This is a genomic window from Arcobacter siniprincipis (SeqCode), from assembly GCF_048571125.1.
In the GTDB taxonomy this organism is placed as follows: Bacteria; Campylobacterota; Campylobacteria; order Campylobacterales; family Arcobacteraceae; genus Arcobacter; species Arcobacter siniprincipis.
This window is the reverse complement of sequence record NZ_CP182343.1, coordinates 524,729-548,897: the sequence shown is the minus strand read 5'-3', so window position 1 is coordinate 548,897 and position 24,169 is coordinate 524,729. Positions and strand designations below refer to the sequence as shown.

Annotated in this window: 23 protein-coding genes; 9 read left to right on the top strand and 14 right to left on the bottom strand. The window is 27.5% G+C overall.

Going from position 1 to position 24,169, the window contains the following annotated elements; translation table 11 throughout:
* The first annotated feature begins 9 nt into the window (after positions 1–9).
* From ACNI3D_RS02845 to trpS, 4 genes are all read left to right on the top strand, one after another.
* Positions 10–1,584, top strand: a complete 1,575-nt coding sequence (locus tag ACNI3D_RS02845; protein ID WP_419768167.1) for a PepSY domain-containing protein — start codon at positions 10–12, stop codon at positions 1,582–1,584.
* Positions 1,581–2,066 carry a hypothetical protein gene (locus ACNI3D_RS02840; protein WP_419768166.1) on the top strand — a complete coding sequence of 162 codons (486 nt, stop codon included), beginning with the start codon at positions 1,581–1,583 and terminating at the stop codon, positions 2,064–2,066. The genes ACNI3D_RS02845 and ACNI3D_RS02840 overlap by 4 nt, the downstream gene beginning before the upstream one ends.
* Before the next feature lie 86 nt (positions 2,067–2,152).
* On the top strand, positions 2,153–3,445 hold the full coding sequence (locus tag ACNI3D_RS02835) for a TAXI family TRAP transporter solute-binding subunit (protein WP_129100513.1): 1,293 nt from the start codon (positions 2,153–2,155) through the stop codon (positions 3,443–3,445).
* A gap of 34 nt (positions 3,446–3,479) precedes the next feature.
* Positions 3,480–4,442, top strand: coding sequence for a tryptophan--tRNA ligase (gene trpS / locus ACNI3D_RS02830; RefSeq protein ID WP_419768165.1), 963 nt, complete (start codon positions 3,480–3,482; stop codon positions 4,440–4,442).
* Positions 4,443–4,457: 15 nt separating this feature from the next.
* On the opposite strand, the gene ACNI3D_RS02825 is transcribed toward trpS, so the two are convergent.
* The 13 genes from ACNI3D_RS02825 to ACNI3D_RS02765 form a co-directional block, all read right to left on the bottom strand.
* On the bottom strand, positions 4,458–5,057 hold the full coding sequence (locus ACNI3D_RS02825) for an FmdE family protein (RefSeq protein WP_419768164.1): 600 nt from the start codon (positions 5,055–5,057) through the stop codon (positions 4,458–4,460).
* 11 nt (positions 5,058–5,068) lie between these two features.
* On the bottom strand, positions 5,069–5,767 hold the full coding sequence (locus ACNI3D_RS02820) for a class I SAM-dependent DNA methyltransferase (protein WP_419768163.1): 699 nt from the start codon (positions 5,765–5,767) through the stop codon (positions 5,069–5,071).
* Positions 5,767–6,375 carry an ATP phosphoribosyltransferase gene (hisG, locus tag ACNI3D_RS02815; protein WP_129100509.1) on the bottom strand — a complete coding sequence of 203 codons (609 nt, stop codon included), beginning with the start codon at positions 6,373–6,375 and terminating at the stop codon, positions 5,767–5,769. The genes ACNI3D_RS02820 and hisG overlap by 1 nt, the downstream gene beginning before the upstream one ends.
* Complete coding sequence (locus ACNI3D_RS02810; RefSeq protein ID WP_419768162.1) at positions 6,353–6,985, bottom strand: type III pantothenate kinase; 633 nt, start codon at positions 6,983–6,985, stop codon at positions 6,353–6,355. The genes hisG and ACNI3D_RS02810 overlap by 23 nt, the downstream gene beginning before the upstream one ends.
* Positions 6,963–7,295 carry a hypothetical protein gene (locus ACNI3D_RS02805; protein WP_129100508.1) on the bottom strand — a complete coding sequence of 111 codons (333 nt, stop codon included), beginning with the start codon at positions 7,293–7,295 and terminating at the stop codon, positions 6,963–6,965. The genes ACNI3D_RS02810 and ACNI3D_RS02805 overlap by 23 nt, the downstream gene beginning before the upstream one ends.
* Before the next feature lie 79 nt (positions 7,296–7,374).
* Positions 7,375–8,049: an amino acid ABC transporter permease gene (locus ACNI3D_RS02800; protein WP_129100507.1), complete on the bottom strand. Its 675-nt coding sequence runs from the start codon at positions 8,047–8,049 to the stop codon at positions 7,375–7,377.
* Complete coding sequence (locus ACNI3D_RS02795) at positions 8,049–8,831, bottom strand: amino acid ABC transporter substrate-binding protein (RefSeq protein WP_419768161.1); 783 nt, start codon at positions 8,829–8,831, stop codon at positions 8,049–8,051. Before ACNI3D_RS02795 ends, ACNI3D_RS02800 begins: the two co-directional genes overlap by 1 nt.
* 79 nt (positions 8,832–8,910) lie before the next feature.
* Entirely contained in the window at positions 8,911–9,462 is a 552-nt protein-coding gene (locus ACNI3D_RS02790; protein ID WP_013134350.1) for a manganese efflux pump MntP, read from the bottom strand.
* Positions 9,456–10,631 carry an MFS transporter gene (locus ACNI3D_RS02785; RefSeq protein WP_419768160.1) on the bottom strand — a complete coding sequence of 392 codons (1,176 nt, stop codon included), beginning with the start codon at positions 10,629–10,631 and terminating at the stop codon, positions 9,456–9,458. Before ACNI3D_RS02785 ends, ACNI3D_RS02790 begins: the two co-directional genes overlap by 7 nt.
* On the bottom strand, positions 10,618–11,835 hold the full coding sequence (locus ACNI3D_RS02780; RefSeq protein WP_419768159.1) for an MFS transporter: 1,218 nt from the start codon (positions 11,833–11,835) through the stop codon (positions 10,618–10,620). Before ACNI3D_RS02780 ends, ACNI3D_RS02785 begins: the two co-directional genes overlap by 14 nt.
* A complete protein-coding gene (locus tag ACNI3D_RS02775) occupies positions 11,828–13,597 on the bottom strand; it encodes an ABC transporter ATP-binding protein (RefSeq protein WP_419768158.1) in 1,770 nt (589 codons plus the stop codon). Before ACNI3D_RS02775 ends, ACNI3D_RS02780 begins: the two co-directional genes overlap by 8 nt.
* Positions 13,594–15,378 (bottom strand): ABC transporter ATP-binding protein, encoded by a 1,785-nt coding sequence (locus ACNI3D_RS02770; RefSeq protein WP_129100501.1) that lies wholly within the window; start codon positions 15,376–15,378, stop codon positions 13,594–13,596. The genes ACNI3D_RS02775 and ACNI3D_RS02770 overlap by 4 nt, the downstream gene beginning before the upstream one ends.
* Before the next feature lie 98 nt (positions 15,379–15,476).
* Complete coding sequence (locus tag ACNI3D_RS02765) at positions 15,477–17,570, bottom strand: TonB-dependent receptor (protein ID WP_419768157.1); 2,094 nt, start codon at positions 17,568–17,570, stop codon at positions 15,477–15,479.
* Between the two features lie 115 nt (positions 17,571–17,685).
* On the opposite strand from ACNI3D_RS02765, the gene ACNI3D_RS02760 reads away from it, so the two are divergent.
* The 3 genes from ACNI3D_RS02760 (at position 17,686) to ACNI3D_RS02750 (ending at position 20,064) form a co-directional block, all read left to right on the top strand.
* Positions 17,686–18,663, top strand: coding sequence for a helix-turn-helix domain-containing protein (locus ACNI3D_RS02760; protein WP_013134344.1), 978 nt, complete (start codon positions 17,686–17,688; stop codon positions 18,661–18,663).
* Between the two features lie 109 nt (positions 18,664–18,772).
* Complete coding sequence (locus ACNI3D_RS02755; RefSeq protein WP_013134343.1) at positions 18,773–19,072, top strand: metal/formaldehyde-sensitive transcriptional repressor; 300 nt, start codon at positions 18,773–18,775, stop codon at positions 19,070–19,072.
* Between the two features lie 11 nt (positions 19,073–19,083).
* The gene (locus tag ACNI3D_RS02750; RefSeq protein ID WP_419768156.1) at positions 19,084–20,064 is read left to right on the top strand and encodes a cation diffusion facilitator family transporter; all 981 of its coding nucleotides are present in this window, start codon (positions 19,084–19,086) and stop codon (positions 20,062–20,064) included.
* A gap of 85 nt (positions 20,065–20,149) precedes the next feature.
* On the opposite strand, the gene ACNI3D_RS02745 is transcribed toward ACNI3D_RS02750, so the two are convergent.
* Positions 20,150–22,237: a TonB-dependent receptor gene (locus ACNI3D_RS02745; RefSeq protein WP_419768155.1), complete on the bottom strand. Its 2,088-nt coding sequence runs from the start codon at positions 22,235–22,237 to the stop codon at positions 20,150–20,152.
* Positions 22,238–22,353: 116 nt separating this feature from the next.
* Here ACNI3D_RS02745 and ACNI3D_RS02740 point away from each other — a divergent pair, with 116 nt between their 5' ends.
* Positions 22,354–23,310 carry a helix-turn-helix domain-containing protein gene (locus ACNI3D_RS02740; protein WP_419768154.1) on the top strand — a complete coding sequence of 319 codons (957 nt, stop codon included), beginning with the start codon at positions 22,354–22,356 and terminating at the stop codon, positions 23,308–23,310.
* Between the two features lie 91 nt (positions 23,311–23,401).
* On the top strand, positions 23,402–24,169 hold the full coding sequence (locus ACNI3D_RS02735; protein ID WP_129100497.1) for a threonine/serine exporter family protein: 768 nt from the start codon (positions 23,402–23,404) through the stop codon (positions 24,167–24,169).

Genomic DNA, 24,169 nt, shown 5'->3' with positions numbered 1-24,169 from the left:
AGGTTATAAATGAAAGAAACAAAAGCAAAACTGTTTAAACAAAGACTTTTTAGGATGCACATAGCAATAGGAATACTTTTTTCTTCTTTTATGTACATTTCTATTTTTTTTGGAGTTTTTACAATACTATTACCATATATAAAAACATGGGAAAAGCCATCAAGACTTATAGAAAAAATTGATATTAAAAAAATTGATTATAATTCTATGATAAATAAAGTTTTGGAGAATCCAGACTTCCCAAAAGATAATATACTTATTAATCTACCTGGAAATATGGGCGATCCAGCAGTTACTATAACTCATAGATTTGCAAAAGAACATGCCTTTAATCCTCATACTAATAAAGAAATAAACAATGAAACAAAAGAAGAATCTAATCTTGCTGATTTTTTAAATCAATTACATTATGGGTGGCCCTTAAAAACTATTGGAATGATCTTTTTAGGATTTGTAGCAGTTGGAACGCTTGTATTAATAATCACAGGACTTATTTTGATTATTATTGTAAAATTTAAAAATAAAGGTCAAAATCAACAAGCCTTATTTTCAAAAATTCATGTGAAGATTTTCTCATGGATATTTTTACCCTTAACCTTGATTACCATTACTGGTGCAGTTATGAACATAGGATTAATCACTGCTGGTCCAATGTCACAATTGCTTACAAAAGGTGAAGCAAAAAGTATTGATGCAGTTGTAGGGAAAGTATTATTTGCACAAAATAAACCACCAAAGAAATCAAATGAAAAAGCACAAATGAAAAAGCTTAGTGATTTATTAATAAAAGCAGAAAAGATAAATCCTCAACTTAGCTTCAAACAAATAAAATTAATCAACTGGAATGATAAAAAAGCACAAGTTGAAATCATAGGATATAACCCATACAAACCATTTTTTAATGGAGGTATTTTTAACAAACCAACTATCATATTAAGTGCTGTTACAGGAGATTTGATAAAAAATCAAAAAGTAATGGATAAACAGTGGCCAGTATTTGTTGCAGAGGGACTATTCTTCTTGCACTTTTTATTTGGTATTGATATATTTTCTAGAATTATTATGGCTTTATTAATGGCTTTATGCGCTATAGCAATTGGATTTGGAACAATGTTATTTCTTGAGAAAAAAGCAAAAAAGTTTCAAAATAAAATTGTATTTTATCATTGGATAGGAAAATTCTCCCTTGCTAGTATGGTAGGAGTTATTCCAGCTACAGGGATGTTGTTTGTTTTGCAATGGATTTTTCCTTTTGATTTACAAGATAGAGTATTATGGCAAAAAGGGATTTTTTATAATGTATGGTTATTTACTCTCTTTTGGTCTTTTTACAAAATAAATTCTTATGAAGCAGCTAAAAACTTCTTTTTTATTGGAGGATTTTTATTTATACTATCAGTAATCCTTCATATAGCTTTTTTAAATATTACAATATCAGAACTATTTAGTCTGAAGAATATACTTGCAGTAGATATAGGTTTATTTTTATTTGGTGCAAGTTTAATTTATGTTGCAGAAAAACTACCTAAAAACAGAAACGAAGCAAAACAATTTTGGACACTAAAAAAAAAGGTTAACACATGAAAATTTACTTAAAAATAATTATACTTATACTTCTAGCCATAAATCTTTATGCCCATGAATTAGATATAACAATAAAAGATAATAAAGATAATACAATGACAATAATAGCATTGTTTAATACAGGTGAAAGTGCTGCTGGAGTATTACTTAGATTAGAAGATAAAAAAACAAAAGAAGTACTTTATGAAAAAAGACTTCCACCTGACAACAAATTAACAGTTGATATTCCTAAATTTGCTTATTTAATAATTCTTGATGAAGGAGATAATGACTTAACAATTAAAGAAGGAATTCCTCCAAAAGAAGGATTTCAAGAACAGAAAAAAGTAAAAAAACAAAAGAGCAGACTTGATACTCAACTCTCTACAAGTAAAGCAATAACAGTATCTATATTTATTGCTTTCTTATTACTCTTTGCAACAATATTTGTAAGTATGAAAAATACTAATAAATTAATAAAAGAGCTCCAAAACAAAAGATAGAAGCTATTTCTATCTTTTATATTTCATTTAGTTAACTATAATTTGTTTTATTATAAAGTATTTAATATAAAATAAAAGTGATTGTTATGAAATATAGTTTTTTGAAAATATCTATTCCCATTTTAATTGTTATTATTGCTATGTTTGCTATAACATCAAAGTTTATTCAACCAGCTCCTATTAAAAAACTGGTTATTGCAACTGGTTTAAAAGATGGCAATTATTATAAAATAGCAACTGAATATAAGAAGCTTTTAGAAGAGAATAAAATAGATGTAACTTTACTTACTACAAAAGGTTCAGTTGATAATATAAAACTTATAAAAGAGGGAAAAGTAGATATTGCCTTTGCACAAAATGGAATATTAAATATTTCTGAACCAAATATAGAATTTTTAGGGAATATTTACTATGAACCCTTATGGATATTTTATAAAAATGACCAATACAAAATTGATTATCTCATTCAACTAATCACTAAAAAAATATCAATTGGTGAAGATGGAAGTGGCACTAAAGATTTATCAATGAAACTTCTAAAAGATAATGGAATAGACAATAGCAATAGCACAATTTTATCTCTTGATACTCAAACTTCAAAGAAAATGCTTCTTGATGGTAAAATTGATGCTATGTTTATGGTAACTTCCCATAAATCACCTGTAGTAAAAGAGTTACTTGAAGATCCAAAAATAAATGTATTAAGTATAAAAAGAGCAAAAGCTTATGGACAAAAGTATGGATTTTTGGCAGCTTTAACTCTTTATGAAGGGACACTTGATTTATATAAAAATATTCCAGAAGAAAATATAAATTTATTATCTACAAGTGCTAGTTTATTAGTTAATAAAAATGTTCCAGCAGAACTTACTCGACTTTTTTTAAAACAAGTTAAACTAATACATTCAAAAGAGTCTTTATTTGCAAAAGAGAATCAATTTCCAAATTTATTAAATACAAACCTTGAAATAAACAAAGAGGCAAAACAATACTTTACTAATGGAGATACTTGGTTAGAAAAGATTTTTCCATATTGGATTGCCTCTAATATTGATAGATTAAAGCTTCTTTTAATTCCATTATTAACTTTAATGTTCCCACTTTTTAAAGGCATTTTTCCTTTATATCAATGGAGTATGCGTTCAAAAATATATAGATGGTATAAAATATTAAATAAAATTGACAAAAAAATAGCTACAGCAAGTAATGAAGAGTTGGAAAAATTTAATGAAGAACTTGATGAATTAAGTATTGAAATACAAAAAGAGACAAAAGTTCCCTTATCTTTTATGGGTGAATATTATAATTTGATGGTTCACCTAGAACTAATCCAAAATAAAATCAAAGAGAGACTAAATCTAACACAAATCAACAATTAGATATAATTCTGAAATTTTTTATAAGGACTAAGATTTGAGAATACTTTCAGGAATACAACCCTCAGGAATTATTCATATAGGTAACTACTTTGGAATGATTAAAAAAATGATTGAATCACAAGATGATGGTGAACTTTTTGCCTTTATTGCTTCATATCATGCATTGACAACTGTAAAAGAAAAAGAGCTTTTAGAAAAAAATATCTTTGAAGTAGCAGTAAACTTTTTAGCACTTGGAATGGATCCAGAAAAATCAACTTTTTGGGTACAACATCATGTAAAAGAAGTACTAGAGTTATACTGGCTTTTATCAAATCATACATCTATGGGTTTACTTGAACGAGCACATTCCTATAAAGATAAAGTAGCTCGTGGTTTTCAAACAAACCATGGACTATTTTCTTATCCTGTACTTATGGCTGCTGATATTTTAGTATATGACTCAAATATTGTACCAGTTGGAAAAGATCAAATTCAACATGTGGAGATGACAAGAGATATTGCAAATAGCTTTAATAATCACTATAAAACTGATATCTTAGTATTACCAGAAGCAAAAGTCGATGAAATAGTTGCAACAGTTCCTGGAACTGATGGAGCTAAGATGTCAAAATCTTATGGAAATACAATTGACATGTTTGGAGATGCAAAAACAATCAAAAAACAAGTTATGGGAGTAGTAACTGACTCTAAAGGATTAGATGATGTAAAAGATCCTACAACTTGTAATATTTATAAACTTAGTGAACTATTTATGAATGAAGAAGAATTAGCAGAGCTAAGACAAAGATATGCAACTCCTGGTGAAGGATATGGACACTTTAAAATGACCCTATTAGATAAAATCAATGAGCATTTTGAACCATATGCACAAAGAAGACAAGAGCTTTTAAATAATCCAAAAGAAGTACATGAAATACTTGCATTTGGAGCCCAAAAAGCTGGCAAAATAGCAAAAGCCAAAATGGAAAAAATCAGAGATATAGTAGGACTATAAAACAAAAAAGTGTAGTTAAACTTTAACTACACTTATTACCTCATCAATTTTATTAAATATCTCTTCAACTCTTTTTTGCCAAAGTTTTCCAAACTCTTTTATCTCTTCTTCATTTGCTTTTTTTGATAGGCATTTTTGCATCAAAAATTGAAGTTCTTCGCTCATCTTTATAGAACTTGTATCATAAAAAACATCTACACTATTTTGATTATTAACTCTTGTAAATCTAACATTTGAAATAATATCTTTTTCAAAAAACATTAAATGTCTTCTATCAAAATTACCAGCTAAACCTTTAAATCCAGTATCATAAGTAGCACCAGTTATATTAGACATAACATTTGAGATAACTCCTGTGACACCATCACTTTGTTTATTTGAAAACTCTATTTTAATTTCGCCTCGAAGTGGTATTTCATTTACATACAACTCTTCTAAAGCCTTATAAGTCATAAGATATGCACCTAAAACTGTAGGACAAGAGTGCCCTGCACTTTTTACTATATCTTTATATGAGAAAACAACCTCGCCATCACTAAAGGCACCTAAGAAACTAGAAAGATTGTCTTTTAATTTTATTTTGGGAATTTTGTCAAAAAATTCTGGGTAGTTCATAAAAAATCCTTTTAAGATTTTTTACAGATATATATTTCCTTATCACTTTGACCGTAATCATGCAGATTAAAATCAAGTACTCTTTCAACTTCAAAACCAGACTCTTTTAGAAGTTCTTTTAATTCATTTCTTTCATAGTAATATTGAATAATAGCATCATTTTCTTTTTTAAAAAGATTGTTTTTATCTTGTGTAAAAAGGGTAATATCTGTAAATAATTTCTCTTCTTCAAAGAGGGCATCTATAACTATAAATTTATCACCTAAATCTATACTCAAAGTTCCTTGTGCCACATCTTCAAATCCAAAAAGTGAGTTTACATCAAAAATAAAATATCCGCCTTGATTTAAAACAAGATTCATCTCATCAAAAAATGTTTTTATCTCTTTTTTTGGTATATAATTTATAACATCAAAAATTGCAGTTGTGCAATCATATTTTTCTTTTACTTCATTTAAAGGCAAACTTGCTACATTTTTGATGCCATTTTTTTTGCATATTTTTATTTGTTCACTACTTAAATCTATACCATAAGAGTTTAATTTTAAAGTAGCTAATTGATTTAAAAAAGACCCCTGTCCACAACCTACATCTAAGATATTATCAAGTTTCTTTTCTATTATTATAGACATAAACTCACTATGAAGTCTAAAAACTTCATCTTCAAAATCTAAATACTCTTCTATTTTTGCATATAAATTCAAGCCCATTATAAAACTGCTTTGATTCTTTCTCTTAATTCTAAGATTTTATCTTTTTTTGCATAATATGAATTTTTGTTTGCTATTAAGTGTGCACTACTTAACATAATAGTTGGACCTACTTCTAAGCCATTTTGTTTCATTGTTTCACCTGTTTCTACAATATCCACAATACAATCACTTAGATTAACTAAAGGTGCAAGTTCTATTGAACCATAAAGTTTGATAATCTCAACAGCCATTGCTTTTTCTTCAAAATATCTTTTTGCTATTTTTTCATGTTTTGTTGCAACTGTAATTTTACTTTTTGTGAAGTCTAACTCTTCGCCCTTTCTAAGACCAAAAGCAACTTTACACTTTCCAAGTTGCAAATCAAGAAGTTTGATTAAGTCATACTCTTTTTCTTCTAAAACATCTAAGCCAACAACACCTAAATCAGCCGCTCCATGCATTACATAAGTTGGTACATCTTGGTTTCTTACATTTAAAAATTTAAATCCACTTTTCTCTAAAATCAATTTTCTTTTTTCAAATATAAACTTTTCACCAAAAGCTTTCTCAAATTTGTCTAAAGTCTCTTCTGCGATTCTTCCCTTAGGCAATGCAATTGTTAGCATCAATAATCCTTTTCATGTTCTTAAATATCAAATCTTTTTTATATATACTATGTTCAAAATATTTACTAAATAGCTCACCATCACCACCTGTAAAAATGATTTTTCTGTTTTTGCTTACTTCTTTGATTGGTAAAATAATAGATTTCATCATGGCATATGATATAGCATCTTTTGTTTGAAGCGGTATTTTATCCAAATTTATATTTATATCAAAATCAAAATTTAGTTTTTTGGAGATTTTAGGATAAGTATTCATATATGCTCTACAACCTGGTAATATAAAACCACCAGAATGTTTCTCATCCATAATATCAACTGTTATGGCACTTCCTGCATCTACAACTACACAATGTTTTTCAAAATAACAAGCAAGTGCTCTATCTATTCCCAAGCCTTTATATTCTGTCTCAAACTTCATTAGCTTTTCTATATTTTTTGCTTGTGGATTTGATTTTATAAGTTTTTTAGAACCCTTATCATTTACTGAGACAAAATATATTTCATCATCAAATTTTGGTAATTCTTCGTCTAATAAATATCTTTTATCTTTACCATTTATCAAAAAATGGTATGTACTATTTCCTATATCACATAAAATCAATATCAACACTCCATTTATTATCCACAAGTAATTTTTTAGCTTTTGAGCATAAAGGTGAACCAATGAGCAAAATCTTTTTCTTAAAATTATGTTCTTTATAAGCACTTAGTTTTTCAAGAAGTTCCATCAATTCTTCCGCAGTCTTTCGTATAAATCGACTTTTTGAGTTATGTAATATAATAGCATAGTAGTTTTTATCAATTCCAGTTGCACAATAAATTTCAACTTTTTTTCGACTCCCAATAGTTTTTGGGTCTATCTTTTCTATTGATTTAAAAATAATATCTTTTTTGTTAAAATAGTTGGTTAAATCTTTCAAATATGATTTCCTTATAAAAAAAATATTGTATCAAAAAAATCGTTTAAAAGTGTTAAGGGTAAATTATAAGAATGAATAACTAAACAGCATAGGCTTTATTAAGTTTCTTTTCTAATTTCTTTTGAATATATGTAAATACTAAAACAATAACCCAATAAACTAATGCAACTGCAAGAAATGACTCAAAATATTTATAACTACTAGAAGCTTCAAGTTGAGCTTTTGCCATTATTTCAGGTACACCTAGTGTAAATGCAAGAGATGTACTTTTTATTAAATCAATGAAGTTATTCATCAAACTTGGCACTGCAACTCTAATTGCTTGAGGTAATATAATATATATGAAAGTTTGTGTGTTTGACAAACCTAATGAAGAAGAAGCCTCAAATTGACCTTTGTCAATTGATGAAATAGCTCCTCTAATTGATTCTGCCATGTATGCAGAAAAGTGTAAAGATAGACCAGCAATTGATGCAGAATATGCATCTAAATTTGCAAAAACTGGAAATATTTGAGGAAGTCCATAATATAGTAAAAATAGTTGAACTAATAAAGGAGTTCCCCTTAAAAATGAGATATACAAATCACAAAATTGAGAAATAACTTTTACTTTATATGTTTTCATTATAGCAATTAATATTGCAATAAATAGTGCTATTACAGTTCCTATGAGTGCCATAGATACTGTAATATCAATATATTTAAATAGTATTGGGAAAATTCCCAATGCGTAATCTACATCAAATGTTTTCATTATTTATCTGTAATATTAGTATCAAACCAATATATAGAGATCTTTTTTAATGTTCCATCTTTTCTAAGTTCTTCAATAGCTTCATTTACTTCTTTGATCAATGTCTTATTTTTTTCATTTTTTACAAAAGGAAAAGAGTTTGTCAATATTTCAAGAGGTTCCCCCACTATTTTTAAAGGCAATTTAGTTTTTTTAATAAGTTCAACCGCAGAAGTTCTATCTTGAACAAAAGCTGCTATTCTATTTAATTTTACATCTTGTTCAAATCCATTTCCTTCATATGTTACAAGTTCAATTTCATTGTTTTTATCTAGACTTCTTACAATTTGTGCATAATTTGTACCTAAAGTTACACCAACTTTTTTACCTTTTAAGTCATCAAAAGATTTTATATCATTATTATCTTTATTTATGATAATTTGCGCACCATCGTATACATAAGGAGTTGTGAAGTCATATTTTTCTATTCTTTTATCTGTCATTGTTACTTGGTTTGAAATAGTATCAATTTTACTAGTTTCTAACATTCCAAATAGTCCTGAAAACTTAGCAGTTTTAAACTCAATTTTTGCATTTAATTTTTTACCAATGGCATTCCAAACATCAATTTCAAACCCTTGTAGTTTATCATCTTTATAAAATGTAAATGGAAAATATGCACCTGAAGTTCCAACTTTAATGACTTTTTCATTTGCTGTTGTATCTGCACCTTTTTTCTCATCTGAACAACCTATAAATAATAGAGTTGATAAAGTAAGAAAAATTAATGTTAATTTTTTCATTAATAGCCTTTTATTTCTTTTTTGGAATTTTACACACTTTTGGTTAATCCTTACTTACTTTTTATTTGTATATTGTAATTTATAAGTTAATATTTTGAATAAGAATTTTAAATGCAATAATTATTAAGATTATTCCACCAAATATTTCAGCTTTACTTTCATACTTTTTAGTTCCTTTTGAGCCAATCATAACACCAATAAAACTAAATATAAATGTTATAATTCCAATAATAAATAGTGATAAATATATATTTAAATTAAATAAGTGAAGTGAAAAACCTGCAGCCATAGCATCAATACTTGTTGCTATAGCTAAAGTAAATAATATTTTTGTTGAGACTTTTGTTATCTCTTCTTCAACATTTTCTCCTAGCGCTTCCATAATCATTTTAATAGCAATTATAAGCAATAATAAAAATGCAATGATATAATCAAAACTACCAATATAATCTTTTAATCCAACTCCACCTAAATATCCAATAAATGGCATTAGAGCTTGGAAAAAACCAAAATATAATCCAGCTTTTAATGCTAATACTTTTAAGTTTTCATTACTTTTTATTCCAAGTCCAATAGATACAGCAAAGGCATCCATACTAAGTGCAAATGCTAAAACCAAAACCTCTAACATATCACTTTTGTCTTTTTGTATAACAAGCTAACTGCAAACAATATTATAAATGTAATTCCCGCAAAAACAAATGGGAAATTAGGATTTATTGAATACAAAATAGTACTTAAAAGTGGTCCAACTATTATTCCAAGACCTTGTGCTGAAGATACTGTCCCAGCTGCAATTCCTTGTTCATGAGCCTCTACACTATTTGCTGTAATTGCTAAAAATGCAGGCATTATCATTCCTAGCCCAATAATTCCTATACAAAAAGCCATCGTTAATTCTTCTTTTGTGGTAATTATTCCTATTAATAAATAACCAATAGCACTAAATGTTGCACCTAAAGTTAACCAATTTATAGGTTTTACAGATTTTAATTTTGAAACAACAATTTGAGTTAAGATAAAAACGACTCCAATAATGGCTAATATATAACCTGTGATTTTTGCTGTTTCAATCTCATTCGTTTGAAATCTATCTAGAATAAAAAATCCTAAACAAATTTGTGATGTGACTATACTAAACATTGTAATAAATGATGCAATCATTGGAAGTCTTAATCTTTTATCTAAAAAATGCAAAGGTGTGTCTTTTATTTTTTCTATCTTTCTATCTTTTTCTAAAAAGAAAAGGGCAATAAAAACAGCAAATAAAGGCAAAATCGCAGCAGCATATAAAGGAATAGCTAAACCATAAGTTGCCAGTGCACCGCCAATAATTGGACCTAAAATCATTCCTAAGCCATTTGATGCACCTAAACTAGCCATATATGAAGTTCTTTTTCCAGATTTTACTTTATCAGCTATTAAAGCATTACAAACTGGCGGAATTGCTGAATAAAAGACTCCTATAAGTAGTCTAGTTATTATTAGAACTATAAAAGAAATAATTACCAAAGGTGGAGTAATAACAGCATAATTTACAAATATTGCTAAGAGTAAATAAGATATGAAAAATCCAAAAATACTTAATAATAAAATATTCTTTCTTCCAAAAATATCACTTTTTTTACCCCAAAATCTTGACAAAAATATCCAAGCAATACCAGCAAGTGCTACCATAACACCGGCATGCCACTCTTGCAAATTTAGTTTTCTAATAATTGGACCTACTACGGCTAAAAATGCCATCATTGAAGAAACACATAAAATAGTAATCCCTATTAATGGTTTAATCTCTTTCATTTACAATTCCTTTAAAAAATAATACTACATATATCATTGAGATAAATGAAAATAATGAGGAAACAATAATCATCGTGTTATATCCAAAAATTCCAGATAAAGAAATACCAAATACACTAGCAATAACACCTGTTAACATTAAAGGTGTAAACTGTAAAGCATATTCAGTTGTAGGTGATTTTGTTGATAATTGATCCATCATAAGCGCATGAATAATTGGCATAGAAGCACTATAACTTATAAAAATAATTCCCATAGATAAGGAAGCAAATAAAATATTTGAGTGACCATTAACAAGTAATAATAGTGTTAAAAAACCAAAACCTTCAAAAATACTAATACTAATAAGCATCGTTTTCCTTGAAAATATTCTTAATAAAAAACCACTAATAACGGCTGCAATAACACCTATAACACTTCCAACTACACCATTTATAAACCCAATTTTATCTAAAGAATAACCAGCATCTACCAATATTGGAGTTAGTAAAGCATAGGACATACTCATTCCTATTGGATAAATTATTAATAAAATAAGTAATAACAAACGCCCCTTTTTATTCCAAAATTGATAAAAAAGTCTCCATGAAATATCATGGATTGTATGTTCAACTTCACACTTAGATTCTTTATAAAAAAATAATTGAATAAGAGTAATAGTTGTAATAAAAGCTAAAAGTAATATAGTAGCACTCCAACCAAAATACTCATAAATGGCTAAAGCTCCCCCAACACCTACAATATTTCCAATAATTCCTCCTGTTGTTTTAAGAGTACCTCCCAATCCTCTTTCATTTATATTTAAAAGTTTAAAAGCTAATCCCTCTGTTGCTATGTCTTGACTAGCTGCTAAAAGTCCCACTAAAACCAAAGATATAATTATGATTAATTTATCTTCAATAACATCAAAAAAAGAAGAAAAAGAGATTGCTATAATCAATAAAAGCTGAACTATTTTAAGAAAACTAGAGTAATATCCCTCGTGTTTTGTAACATATCTATCTACCCAAGGAGCCCATAAAAACTTTACAACCCAAACTAAACTAATTAAAGAAAAAAAGCCTAATTGTTCCAATGGCATGCCACTTTTTCGCCAGATTGCAATAATTGCAACTGAAAAAAAAGAAAATCCCACATATTGAGTAATATATAAACTAGCTAATAGAAAAATAGCTTGGATATTCAAAGCAGAACATTTATGCATCCAGACTCCATTCTTTTACTCTTTGTTGAGCAGACCACATATCAAAATATTTGTCTTTGTTATTTACTAATTCATTATGAGTACCCATCTCAATTACTTCTCCATTATCTAATACAAGGATATTATCTGCACTTGAAATAGTAGAAAGTCTATGAGCAATTACTATTACTGTTTTATCTTCAAGAAGTTTATCAATAGCTTTTTGTACAGCGACTTCACTTTGAGTATCAAGAGCAGCAGTGGGTTCATCAAGAATTACTATGGGTGCATTTTTTAATATAGCTCTTGCTATACTTATTCTTTGCTTTTCTCCTCCACTTAAGCTTCCACCAATATCTCCTATTGTTGTATTATAGCCAGCAGGTAACCTAGAAATAAACTCATGACAAAATGCACTTTGGGCTGCAATTTCTACTTCTTTATCCGTAGCATTTTGATTTGCCATACGAATATTATTCATAATAGTATCATCAAATAAATATACATCTTGAAATACCACTGAGATATTTTTCATCAAATCTATTGAACTCATATTTTTTATATTTATTCCACCAATTTTAATACTTCCAGTTTGGGGATCTGAATATCTCATAATCATTTTTGTAAGTGTTGTTTTACCACAACCTGAATGTCCAACTATAGCTGTCATTGTTTTATTTGGCATAGAAAAACTTACTTTTTTAAGTGCATTTGTTTTCTGATTTTCATAAGCAAAACTTACATTATCAAAAGTAATATCAAAAGTTTCTGCCTCTTGATATGGTTTTTCTATAATTAATGGATTAATAGCGAAAATAGCTTTTATTCGATTAAATGCTGAATCCATGATATCAAATACTGAAACTACTCCTAAAAAAATAGATAAGGGTTCTGATAATCTAGATACAACAATTACAGCAGCAGCTAAAGTTATAATAGATAAGCTATTATCTAATATAAAATATGAGCATATAAAAACCAATGCCAATAAAGTTATTTCAATCAAGATACCCATAAGTACAAAGGGAATTTGTCCTTTATTTAATCCTTCTTTTTGTACTTCTTTTACATGGGCTATAGAATCATGTAAATTTTGAGCATTCACTCCAACCTTATTCACAGCTCTTAATACAGGTAAACCTTGAATGTATTCTATAAAATCAGCTTCTAAAATTGCATTTGCTTTATTAAATTCAACTTTTTCTTTATTTGAATCATTTCTTTTCCAATTATAAAGAGGAATAGCAAATGGCAAAATTAATAAAATCAATAAAGCCAATCGATAGTCAACGAAGAAAGTAAAAATAACAATGGTTATTGGTACAATTATGATTTGTAAAAACATAGAAGCAATCATCCCCATGTGTAAAACAGACTCATCCACATTACTTGAAAAGATTGAATTTAATTCTCCAGTTTTATACCTTGAAAGTTTTTCTAAAGGCATTTTTCTAAGTGCAACGCCGAGTTTTGTTCTTATATCATGACTTATTTCTACTATATTACCCGTATAATCAAAATCATGCCCTTTCCATTTTGCCCAAAATGATATGACACTAAACAAAGCCATTACTCCTAAATATAAAAAAGTATTTGATAAAATAAATGTCTCTGCAAACATTGATTTTAACATAGGATAAAACATACCAAAAGCAAGACCTTGTGATACAAAAGCCAAGGTAAAATATATCAAACTTTTTTTAAACTCATTTTCTTTATCACCTGCTAATTCTAAAGTGAGTTTATAAATAGTAAAAATAGAGGTAAATTGATTCTTTTTCATTTTTCAGCTCCTATATGTTGCATATCCCAATTTTGAGCTTTTTCATAATTGCTCCAAAGATTTGCATAAATCCCTTGCATCTGTAAGAGTTCTTCATGCTTTCCTTTTTCTTTTATTTCACCATTATCAAATACTATGATTTGATTAACATCTTTTATGGTTGAGAGTCTATGTGCAATTACAATAACTGTTTTATTTTTCATCAGATTTGCTAAAGCTTTGATAATTTCTTCTTCATTTTCAGGATCAGCAAAAGCAGTTGCTTCATCAAGCACTACAATAGGAGCATTCCTTAAAATCGATCGAGCAATCGTAATTCTTTGTTTTTGACCACCTGAAAGATTTGTTCCTCTATCTCCTGCCATTGTTTCATAGCCATTGGGTAAACTTTGGATAAATTCATGAATTTGAGCTGCTTTTGCAGCTTGTATCATATCTTCGTCACTAGCATTATTATTGGCTATTTTTATATTATTTCCAAGGGTATCATTAAATAAAAAGGTATCTTGAAACACAAAGGAAACTGTATTCATTAAAGTTTCTGAATCAATATTTTTGATATTTACATCACCTATTTTAATAGTTCCACTTGTTACATCCCAAAATCTAGGAATAAGTTTTGCTACAGTACTTTTCCCTGCTCCACTTGCTCCTACAAGTGCCGTTACTGTATTTTTAGGTACTTCAAAAGAGACTCCTTTAAGTGCGTAATTATCTTCTTCCTTATATTTAAATGAAACATTTTCAAATACAATATTGGTATTTTCGATTTTTTCTTTTTTATCACTTATTTTTAGAGTAGGAATTGCCATAATTTCTTGTATTCTTATAGCAGCTGCAGTTGATTTTTTGACAAAATTACTCATCCACATTAAAGGTATCATTGCATCTGCCATTCCTGTACTTACAAGTAAAGCAGCAATAAAAGGAGCAAATAAAAGAGTGCCATTTATCATAAAAAATAATCCAGCAATACTTATAGCTAAAAGCGTTGGCATAGGACTTAGTATAGTCATAGATATTCTAGCTGGATTACTTGTTGTTGCTATCCACTCTTTTAAATGCATACGGTATCGATCAAGTGAATTATTATATCGTTTAAAAGAAGTTGTACCATCATCAAATGTTCTAACAACTGGCATTGCTTGAATAAATTCAACAACTGCTTTATTGATTTCGGATTGGCTTTGTTCATAATTATTCCTATAATTCACCGAATCCTTCATCACAAGACTCATAAGAATGCCACCAATTAATAATACACCAAAAGCAACAAAAGCTAATCGATAATCAATAAAAAATAGTGCTATCATTGAAGCAATAGGAGAAATAATTGCTTTTGCCATAAAAGGTGTATTATCTGCCACAAAAGCATGCAAGTTTTTCACATCATCAAGTAAAACTTTTTTTATCGCACCAGTACCTATAGTTATTATATGACCTAATGGAACTTGTGACATATGAGTAGTAATCTTTACTCTTAAAATTTGTTCTAACCTAAAAGCTCCAAGATGAGATATTACAAAAGAATAATACTTAGCCAGAAATGAAAAAATTGTAATTACAGATAAAAGAATCAAAGATTCTTTTAATTCAAAGTTTATTCCAAATAAACTAATAGACCCACCTGATGTCAACCCTATAACGTATGCTAAAAGGACGAATCCCATAACTGAAGTAATTGCGCCAATAGCTGATAAGAACATCGCAAATTTTATATAAATATTAACTGGAGCAATAATACTCCAAAGTCCTTGTTTTTGTTTTTCATATTTTTTCATATATTTGTCCTAAAGTTTAAATAAAGAGTATATAGATATTGATAACTTATATCAATATCTATTTTAGGTTAAAGGGATTATTTTTTGTTAAGTTGGTATTAAAATTTATAAATTGCACCTACACCAAAACGTCTAGGTTCATTAAACCCAACCCAAGATCCACCACTTTTTGACATATATGAATTAACATAATCTTCATTAGTAATATTAGTAATATAACTATATATATCCCAATCACCAACTTTATAACCAACTTTTATATTTGATGTAATTCCTCCGTTTGATTCAATCATTCTGTCACTATTTGCCCCATCAATAAAAGTTGTTTCTCCTCTTGAATAAATATCTAATCTCCCATATAAACCTTTTTCTTGTATATAAGCGATCCCTAAACTAGCCGTATAATTTGGAGTATATTCTATTTTATTCCCATCAAATTTTTTAGTTCCATTATCATAGTCATCATATTTAGCTTGTATAAAACCTACTGCTCCTGATAATTCTATATTATTAGTTAAATAATACCTTCCATCAACTTCTATTCCTTGAGAGTGAGCTTTCTTTGCATTTGATGTTTGAAAAATAGTGCTTCCACTTAATTGTTTATAAACATGAATATCTTCAATATTCATTCTAAAAATTGAAGCATTAATAGAATAATTTTCGCCCAAGTATTTCATACCAATTTCATAATTAATTGATTCTTGTGGCTCAAAAGTATTGTCTTCACTACTTGAATTTGAGGGGTAGTAGTTAAAGCCACCTGGCATATAACCTTTTGTAATAGAAGCAAAAGTTTTTAAATTATCATTAACTTTATATGAAATAGCAACTTTAGGTAAAAAACTATTCCAAGTCTTTTCATCATTATAATTTATATCAGAATTTGATACACCTCCCCAACTTGATTTAGCAATAGCATCTATCTCTTTTTTTATTTTTTGATACCTAGCACCTAAGGTTAATTCAAATTTTTCTCCCAAAGGAATCATTGTTTGCCCAAAAATTGCTTGAGTTTTACTATTACTTGTAGAATATGCATCTCCTACATAAATAGCCCCCATATAAAGTTGTTCTGCTCCATAAGGACCTTGTTCTCTTTTTTCTTTATCAAAATAAACACCACTAATCCACTTTATATCTTGATTTTTACTTGTAAGTTTAATTTCTTGTGTCCAAGTATCTGTGTTTGTATAATTGAATTGTGTTAAGCCATCATTAGTATTATTTGCTTGGTTATCAGTATCATACTGTCCATCTAAATCAAACTTTTTATGTGTAGTTGTTGAATCAATCTTAAATTTTTCCACTTCATATGATAAATTTATTGCTTGAGATTTTACTTTTGTTTTTTCAAATGTCGGCACATCAAAATTTACATTCTTCGCTGTTTTACGTTTTAAGCTATTTATATCTAAACTCGGATCTGAGCCAAACCCATCAATAAAGTAATTTTTCTTGTAATTATCAGTTAATGTTAATTTAGTCAAAAATTCATCACTTGCTTTATATAAAAAAAACCCACTTGTTTTTCTATCTTGCTTTTTATTAGCATTTTTATTCATGCCTTCATGATGATTAGTAATCCAACCATCATCACTTTTAAATGATCCATTTATTCCAGCAAATAATTTATCTTTGATTAAAGCTCCACTAGCATTTAGAGTTGTTCTCATATAGTTATAATTGCCATATTCAGCACCTATTGCTCCTCTCCATTCATTTTCAGGTGTTTTAGTAATAATATTTATAACTGCACCTATGGCATCTTTCCCATAAAGTGTACCTTGAGGTCCTCTTAATATTTCTATTTGTTCTACATTAACCAATGAGGGATCAAAATCATATCTATCATAATAAGGAACACCATCTACATAAATGACAACAGGATTATTATTTGTAAACATAGAACTATTCAATCCTCTAAATGACAAATTAGTCCCCATCCCTGTATTTCCTCTTATATTCATATTAGGTACTTCTTTTACAACATCAAAAACTTTTTTTATTCCTTTTTCTTCTAATTCTTCATTTGTAATCACCGTAATACTTTGAGGTACATCAGATATACTTTCTTCAACTTTATTTGCACTTACCATTACCTCATCAAGTGTAACGTTTTGATTAGCATATAAAGTAGAACTCACAATTAAGGAACAAGTAATATATTTCACTAAATTTACTTTTTTCATTTTCTCTCCCTAGATTAATGATATATTAAATAATTCTGGATTATAATGATAATAATTCTCAACTTCAAGTATGTTTTTAAGAAATCAGTATTTTTTTTTAATATTAAGGGATAAAATGTCTTATAATTTTACATTAAACAATATGAGTGAATTTATGTGTTCATCAACTTTAAAAGAAGATTACAAAATCAATTTCCCAGATAATCTGGGTTTTATGTCATGCAAAAAAGAAATTGTTACTGAAGATATTTTTCTTTTTAAAACACATGCACTTGCAAATAAAACTCTTGCTTTACAAGCTATCTCTGAAGTAAAGGGTTTAGTAATTAGTATCATATTAGATGGTAAAATACACTATAAAGATAATATGAACAATCAAGTTGAAACTTTTAAGAAAAATAATCTTTATATAAAATATATAAATGAATATGATTCCACTACTATAATAGATCAAAATTCTTCATCAAAAGGAATAGGAATAATTCTAAGAAATGATTTTTTAGAGAAAAACTTTTTAAATCACTTTAGTCACATAAACGATATAAAAGAAAAAAATTCAAATAAACTTCCATCATTATCTATTTATAGAAAAGATATTTCAAAAAATCTCCACCTTGCTAAAGAATTATATAATTCTCCTTTTCATGGAGGATTACACAATATTTATTTACAAAGTAAATGTTTAGAAATAATTTATAATGAATTTAATGAAATATTATCTTGTCCTAAATGTAATACAAAAGAAAAAATAAAACTCTCAAATGAAGATATAGAAGCTTTATATAAAGCTCGAGATATTATACTTTTGACCCATGAATTCCCGGATTTAAGTACTTTAGCAAAGAAAGTAGCTATTAATGAATTTAAACTAAAATATGGATTTAAAAAACTTTTTAGTACTAGTCCTGGGAATATGATACTTGAACAGAAAATGTTACATGCAAAACAACTTTTAGAAACAAGCGAATACTCTATTGCAGAAATTGCAAACTTTGTTGGATACAAATATCAACAAAGTTTCAGTAATGCATTTATTCATTTTTTTGGCCTTCGTCCTATAGATGTAATTAAAACAAGAAACTATTATTATTAATTTTCAAAAGAACGATAATTATCTTTTATAATAATTTAATATTGATTATCAATTGAATTTAAGTTAAAATTATATACTATAGAGGGGTATACTATACTAAGGAATAAAAATGGCATATTGTTGTGATGTGGAGAGAAAAAAGTTACAAAATAGGATTAGCAGAATTCATGGGCAAGTTCATTCTTTAAAAAATAAATTTAATGACGAAAAGTTCAATTTAGATAATGACCCTTATGAAACCATTAGACAATTGACTGCTATAAAAGGTGCTGTAAGCGGTATGATAAGTTCTTATATAGAACATTATGCAAAAGGTCACTTAATAGAAAATATAAAAAAAGGCACAAGCTCAGAAGCTGAAGCACAAATTGATAATCTATTAGAAATAATCAAAGTATATGGAAAATAAAGGAAATAAATATGGGAACTTGTAAATTTGGGTTAAATGATCATAAGCCTTTTCTTGATGATAAAAACCATCATGATCATAAACACGAACATCATCATGGGCATAATTGCTCACATAGTCATGAAAAAGAACATTCACATGATCACTCACATGACCATAGAGGAACAGATAAAAAGGTATTAAAGTGGGCATTAGGTATTACACTTATTACAATGTTTGCAGAATTTTTTTATGGCTTTTTATCAAATTCATTAGCTCTTGTTTCTGATGCTATACATATGTTTACGCACTCCTTTGCACTTATAATTTCACTTTTAGCAATTATAATTGCAAGTAAACAAGCCCCACTTGAAAAAACTTTTGGATATTATAGAGCTGAAGTTTTAGCTGCATTTATAAATGGTATAACAATAGTTTTATCTATTTTGTGGATTATTTATGAAGCCATTGAACGATTTTTAAATCCTGAAGTTATTGATATAAAAATTGCTATGATTGTTGCGACTATTGGACTTGTTGTGAATATTATTACTGGTGTAATTTTAATGCAAGGAGATAAAAATAATATTAATTTAAAATCATCTTTTATCCATATGCTAAGTGATGCTCTATCTTCTGTAGCAATTATTATTGGATATATAGTAATATATTTTACTCATTGGTATTTTATTGATATTATCTTAGCAATATTAGTTGCTTTAGTTATTGGGAAATGGGCAATAGGTATATTAAAAAGTTCTACAAATATCTTAATGGAAACTTCTCCAGTGGAAATAGAAAAAGTAAAAGCTTTTATAGAAAAAAATAATAAAGTTATAGAATTACATGATGTGCATATTTGGGAAATTACCCAAGATATGTACAATATGACGGCACATGTCAAAATTGATTCAAAATATATTGATAATTATGAAGATATCTTACATAACATAAATCATGATTTAAAAAAGAAATTTAAAATCGTACATACAACATTTCAGTTTGAGTGGTAATTTTTAATCTAATAAATTACTATCATTTTCCATAAAAGTAAACTTACTTTTATGGAAAATTAAAAAAAACCTATAAAATAAGTTATTAGAATTTATATTTTACCCCAACACCAAACATTCTTCTATCACCATAAGAGGCAAGAGATACTATTGAATTTGAGTTATAATATGTAATATACTCTTTATCTGTCAAATTTTTAACATATCCATAAATGTCAAAATCTGAGAATTTATAACCCAATTTAACATCTACTGTTGTATATCCATCATTTTTTAGAAAATTCTTTTGTCTATCATCATAAAAGTACATAGAACCTTTATTTCTTATATCTCCTCTTGCATAAAACCCTTTTGGGTGATAATAAGCAATACTTAAATTTGCAGTATGAGATGGAGTATTTTCTATTTTTTCACCACTAAAATCATAATCTCCTGCATTAAAAGAATCATACTTAGTGCTTATAAAACCAAAAGCACCACTTAACTCTATACTCTCATAAGGGTAATAAGTAAAATCAAACTCTATTCCTTGCGAAGACCCTTTATCTGCATTATCAGTATAATAATTTCCAAGTACTTGTCTATATACATGTATATTTTTTATGTCCATTTTAAATATTGAAGCTGTAAAGATAAAATTATCTAAATATCCTTTGATTCCAATCTCATAATTTACTGATTCTTGAGGTTCAAAGCTATTTTGTTCTACATTTGTAGAAGAAGCATAATTATTAAATCCTCCAGTCATATATCCTTTTGAAAAAGAGGCATATGTAGTAAAATTGTCATTTAATTTATAAGATAAAGCAAGTTTAGGAATAAAAGTATTCCATGTTTTCTCTGCATCAAAATCAAAACTTGATGAGCCACTTCCCATAGTATAACTAGAAACAGTCATATCTATTGATTTTTTAATTCTTTGATATCTTCCCCCAATCGTAAGATCCATTTTATTATTTATTGGAATAATTGTTTGAGCAAATAAAGCTTGAGTATCACTATTAGATGTAGAGACAGCATTTCCACTCATATATGGTATATTATTTATATGATAATTCAGACTATATGGATTATATTTTTTCTCTTCTGTATCTGTATAAATTCCCCCTATCCATTTGATACCTTTACTATTATTGTTATTAGATATTCGTATTTCTCCTGTATACGTATCTGTAATAGAATCACGTTGCATATATGATCCATCATAAATAGTTCCACTTGTAAAATCTGCATCAAATAAACTATCAAAGTCTACTTTTTTATGAGTAGCAATAGCATCAACTAAATACTCTTCTCTCTCATATTTGACATTTAAACTCTGTGAGTTAATATTTCCTTTTTCGACTGATGGCATGTCAAAACTTGTATTCTTTGCTGAATTTCTATTAAACTCACTTAGAATTACAGCACTTAAAATACCTTCATCATTCCCCCAATAATTTTCATATTTTTCCTTTTTTAAAACTAATTTTGTAGAAAGTTCATCATTTAAATTATATAAAAGAGAAGTACTAAACCTTTTTTCTTTTTCTTTGGCTGCTTTGTCATCTCCATTATAAGTATTAGTTACCCAACCATCATCTGAATTGATTGTTCCATTAATATTAAAAAAAAGTTTATTATCTATAAAAGGAATATTTAAATTAAAAGTATTTAGTAAATAATTATTACTCCCATATTCCATACCGATACTTCCAGATAAAAAATTACTAGGCTTCTTTGTTATAATATTAATTACACCACCAATTGCATCTTTACCATAAAGTGTCCCTTGTGGTCCTCTTAAAACTTCTATACTTTCCACATTCTCCAATGAAACATCAAATGAATTTCTATCTGTAGTAGGTATTCCATCTATATAAATTACAACAGAATTATTATTTGTAAACATAGAAGTATTTAACCCTCTAAAATTTAATGCCCCACCATGACTTGGAGAAATATACATATTGGGGATTTCAGTTATCACATCTGCAATGTTTTTAATTCCTTTTTCTTCTATCTCCTCTTCACTTATTACAGTAATACTCTGAGGGACATCTTGTATATTTTCTTCAATTTTATTTGCACTAACTAAAACATCTCCCAAATTTGTTGCTACTTCTGAACCTACTAAGATAGTATTAGATACACAAAATATTAAAAAAAGCTTTTTTATTTTAAACCTTTTCATCATTTTTTCCTTCTATTAAACATTTTTTAAATCAATTCAGATTATAATGATATTAATTATCAAATTCAAGTAAAAATTTACTGATTTCGGTTTATTTTTTATTAATAAGGGATTAAATGTCTTATAATTTTACGCAAGATGATATAGGTAAGTTACTTAGTAGATTTTCATCAGAAAATAACTATACATTAACTTTTCCTGACAATATTGGTTCAATAAGTTCACAAAAAAAAATTATTAATGATGATATTTTATTTTTTAAATCAAAAGTTTTAACTAGTAATAATATTAAAATTCAATCAAATCAAAAAATGAATGGTATTTATGTGGGAATATTATTAGATGGCACAGTAACCTATAATGATAATATTTTAAATAAAAGTATAATATTAAAAAAAAATGAAACAAAAATTTCATATATAAATGAATTTGATATCACAACTATATTTAATCATTCTTCTAATGGAATTGGTTTATTTATTGAAAAAAACTTTATTGAAAAAAACTTCTCGGAAATTCTTGATTTAAACTCCAAAAATATTCAAAAAGAATCAAGTACAACTTTAAAATGCAAAAATTCAAATAATATTCATTTAGCTAAAGAATTATTTACTTCACCTTTTCATGGTGGATTACATGATGTTTATATGCAAAGTAAAATCTTAGAAATTATTTACAATGAATTTAATGAATTAACTTTTCATAAACAAAGTACAAAAGATAAGAAAGTCAAAATAACAAAAGAAGATATAGAAGCTTTATATAAAGCAAGGGAAATAATTTTACAAAATAAAGACTTTTTAACTGTACTTAACTTATCTAAAAAAGTAGCTATTAATGAGTTTAAACTCAAATATGGATTTAAAAAACTATTTAATACTACTCCTGGAAATATGATACTTGAGCAAAAAATGATTCATGCAAAAGAACTTATTGAAAAAAGTGAATTTTCTATTTCTGAAATTTCGAACTTTGTAGGGTATAAATATCAACAGAGCTTTACAAATGCATTTATTCGGTACTTCAATATCCGTCCTAAAGATATTATGAAAAGAAGAAAATATTACTATTAAAAGTCTTTAATTTAAAATATATTATTTTTTATACAATTATATTCATTAGTTTTTTAATAAAAGTGATAAAATACTTTTATGGAAAAAACTAATGAATTATGAAGAACAAACTGAAATTACAAGAGCTGTTATAAAATCAGCTGTATTAATGTTAGAATTTGGAGCTGAAAGTATTCTAATAGAACAAACTGCACAAAGACTTGGTCGTGCTTTAGGTGTTGATTCTGTAGAGATATCTTTAATACCTTCTGCTATTGTTTTAACTACTTTAAAAGACTCCCAATCAGTAACTACAACAAGGCGTTCACATCACAAACCAATTAATATGTCAATTGTTTATGATGTACAAAAAATGACAATAGATGCTGAGAAAAATCCTAATTTGACTGCTGATTATATAACTACTACTTTAAAAAATATAAAACCAAACTATTACAATAGATGGCTTGTGGTTTTTATGGTGGGCTTGTCTTGTGCTTCTTTTGGATACTTAAGAGGTATAGATTTTAATGGCTTTTTTGTAACTTTTTTCGCTTCTTCTATTGCTATGATAATAAGACAAGAATTAGCAAAAAAGAAATTTGTATTGATTTTAACTTTTGGAATTACTGCTTTTTTTGCAACAGCAATTGCACACTTAGCATCATATTTTAATATTAGTTCCACTTCAAATATTGTTTTATCAGCTTCTGTTTTACTTTTAGTTCCCGGATTTCCCTTTATAAACTCAATGCTTGATGCAACTAAAGGGTATTTATCAATGGCTTGGGGGCGTTGGATGCAGGCTTCACTTTTGACACTTGCAACTTCTATTGGAATAATTATTGCCATGTCAGTTTTTAATATAAAAGGATGGTGA

Excerpts from the sequence above, each read along its gene's own strand:
- ACNI3D_RS02765 (WP_419768157.1), bottom strand. The coding sequence starts at position 17,570 with ATGAAAAAAGTAAATTTAGTGAAATATATTACTTGTTCCTTAATTGTG.
- ACNI3D_RS02820 (WP_419768163.1), bottom strand. The coding sequence starts at position 5,767 with ATGGGCTTGAATTTATATGCAAAAATAGAAGAGTATTTAGATTTTGAA.
- ACNI3D_RS02775 (WP_419768158.1), bottom strand. The coding sequence starts at position 13,597 with ATGAAAAAGAATCAATTTACCTCTATTTTTACTATTTATAAACTCACT.
- ACNI3D_RS02835 (WP_129100513.1), top strand. The coding sequence starts at position 2,153 with ATGAAATATAGTTTTTTGAAAATATCTATTCCCATTTTAATTGTTATT.
- ACNI3D_RS02840 (WP_419768166.1), top strand. The coding sequence starts at position 1,581 with ATGAAAATTTACTTAAAAATAATTATACTTATACTTCTAGCCATAAAT.
- ACNI3D_RS02795 (WP_419768161.1), bottom strand. The coding sequence starts at position 8,831 with ATGAAAAAATTAACATTAATTTTTCTTACTTTATCAACTCTATTATTT.
- ACNI3D_RS02755 (WP_013134343.1), top strand. The coding sequence starts at position 18,773 with ATGGCATATTGTTGTGATGTGGAGAGAAAAAAGTTACAAAATAGGATT.
- ACNI3D_RS02800 (WP_129100507.1), bottom strand. The coding sequence starts at position 8,049 with ATGAAAACATTTGATGTAGATTACGCATTGGGAATTTTCCCAATACTA.
- ACNI3D_RS02745 (WP_419768155.1), bottom strand. The coding sequence starts at position 22,237 with ATGAAAAGGTTTAAAATAAAAAAGCTTTTTTTAATATTTTGTGTATCT.
- ACNI3D_RS02760 (WP_013134344.1), top strand. The coding sequence starts at position 17,686 with ATGTCTTATAATTTTACATTAAACAATATGAGTGAATTTATGTGTTCA.
- ACNI3D_RS02845 (WP_419768167.1), top strand. The coding sequence starts at position 10 with ATGAAAGAAACAAAAGCAAAACTGTTTAAACAAAGACTTTTTAGGATG.
- ACNI3D_RS02740 (WP_419768154.1), top strand. The coding sequence starts at position 22,354 with ATGTCTTATAATTTTACGCAAGATGATATAGGTAAGTTACTTAGTAGA.
- ACNI3D_RS02825 (WP_419768164.1), bottom strand. The coding sequence starts at position 5,057 with ATGAACTACCCAGAATTTTTTGACAAAATTCCCAAAATAAAATTAAAA.
- ACNI3D_RS02735 (WP_129100497.1), top strand. The coding sequence starts at position 23,402 with ATGAATTATGAAGAACAAACTGAAATTACAAGAGCTGTTATAAAATCA.
- ACNI3D_RS02780 (WP_419768159.1), bottom strand. The coding sequence starts at position 11,835 with ATGCATAAATGTTCTGCTTTGAATATCCAAGCTATTTTTCTATTAGCT.
- ACNI3D_RS02785 (WP_419768160.1), bottom strand. The coding sequence starts at position 10,631 with ATGAAAGAGATTAAACCATTAATAGGGATTACTATTTTATGTGTTTCT.
- ACNI3D_RS02770 (WP_129100501.1), bottom strand. The coding sequence starts at position 15,378 with ATGAAAAAATATGAAAAACAAAAACAAGGACTTTGGAGTATTATTGCT.
- ACNI3D_RS02750 (WP_419768156.1), top strand. The coding sequence starts at position 19,084 with ATGGGAACTTGTAAATTTGGGTTAAATGATCATAAGCCTTTTCTTGAT.
- ACNI3D_RS02790 (WP_013134350.1), bottom strand. The coding sequence starts at position 9,462 with ATGTTAGAGGTTTTGGTTTTAGCATTTGCACTTAGTATGGATGCCTTT.
- hisG (WP_129100509.1), bottom strand. The coding sequence starts at position 6,375 with ATGCTAACAATTGCATTGCCTAAGGGAAGAATCGCAGAAGAGACTTTA.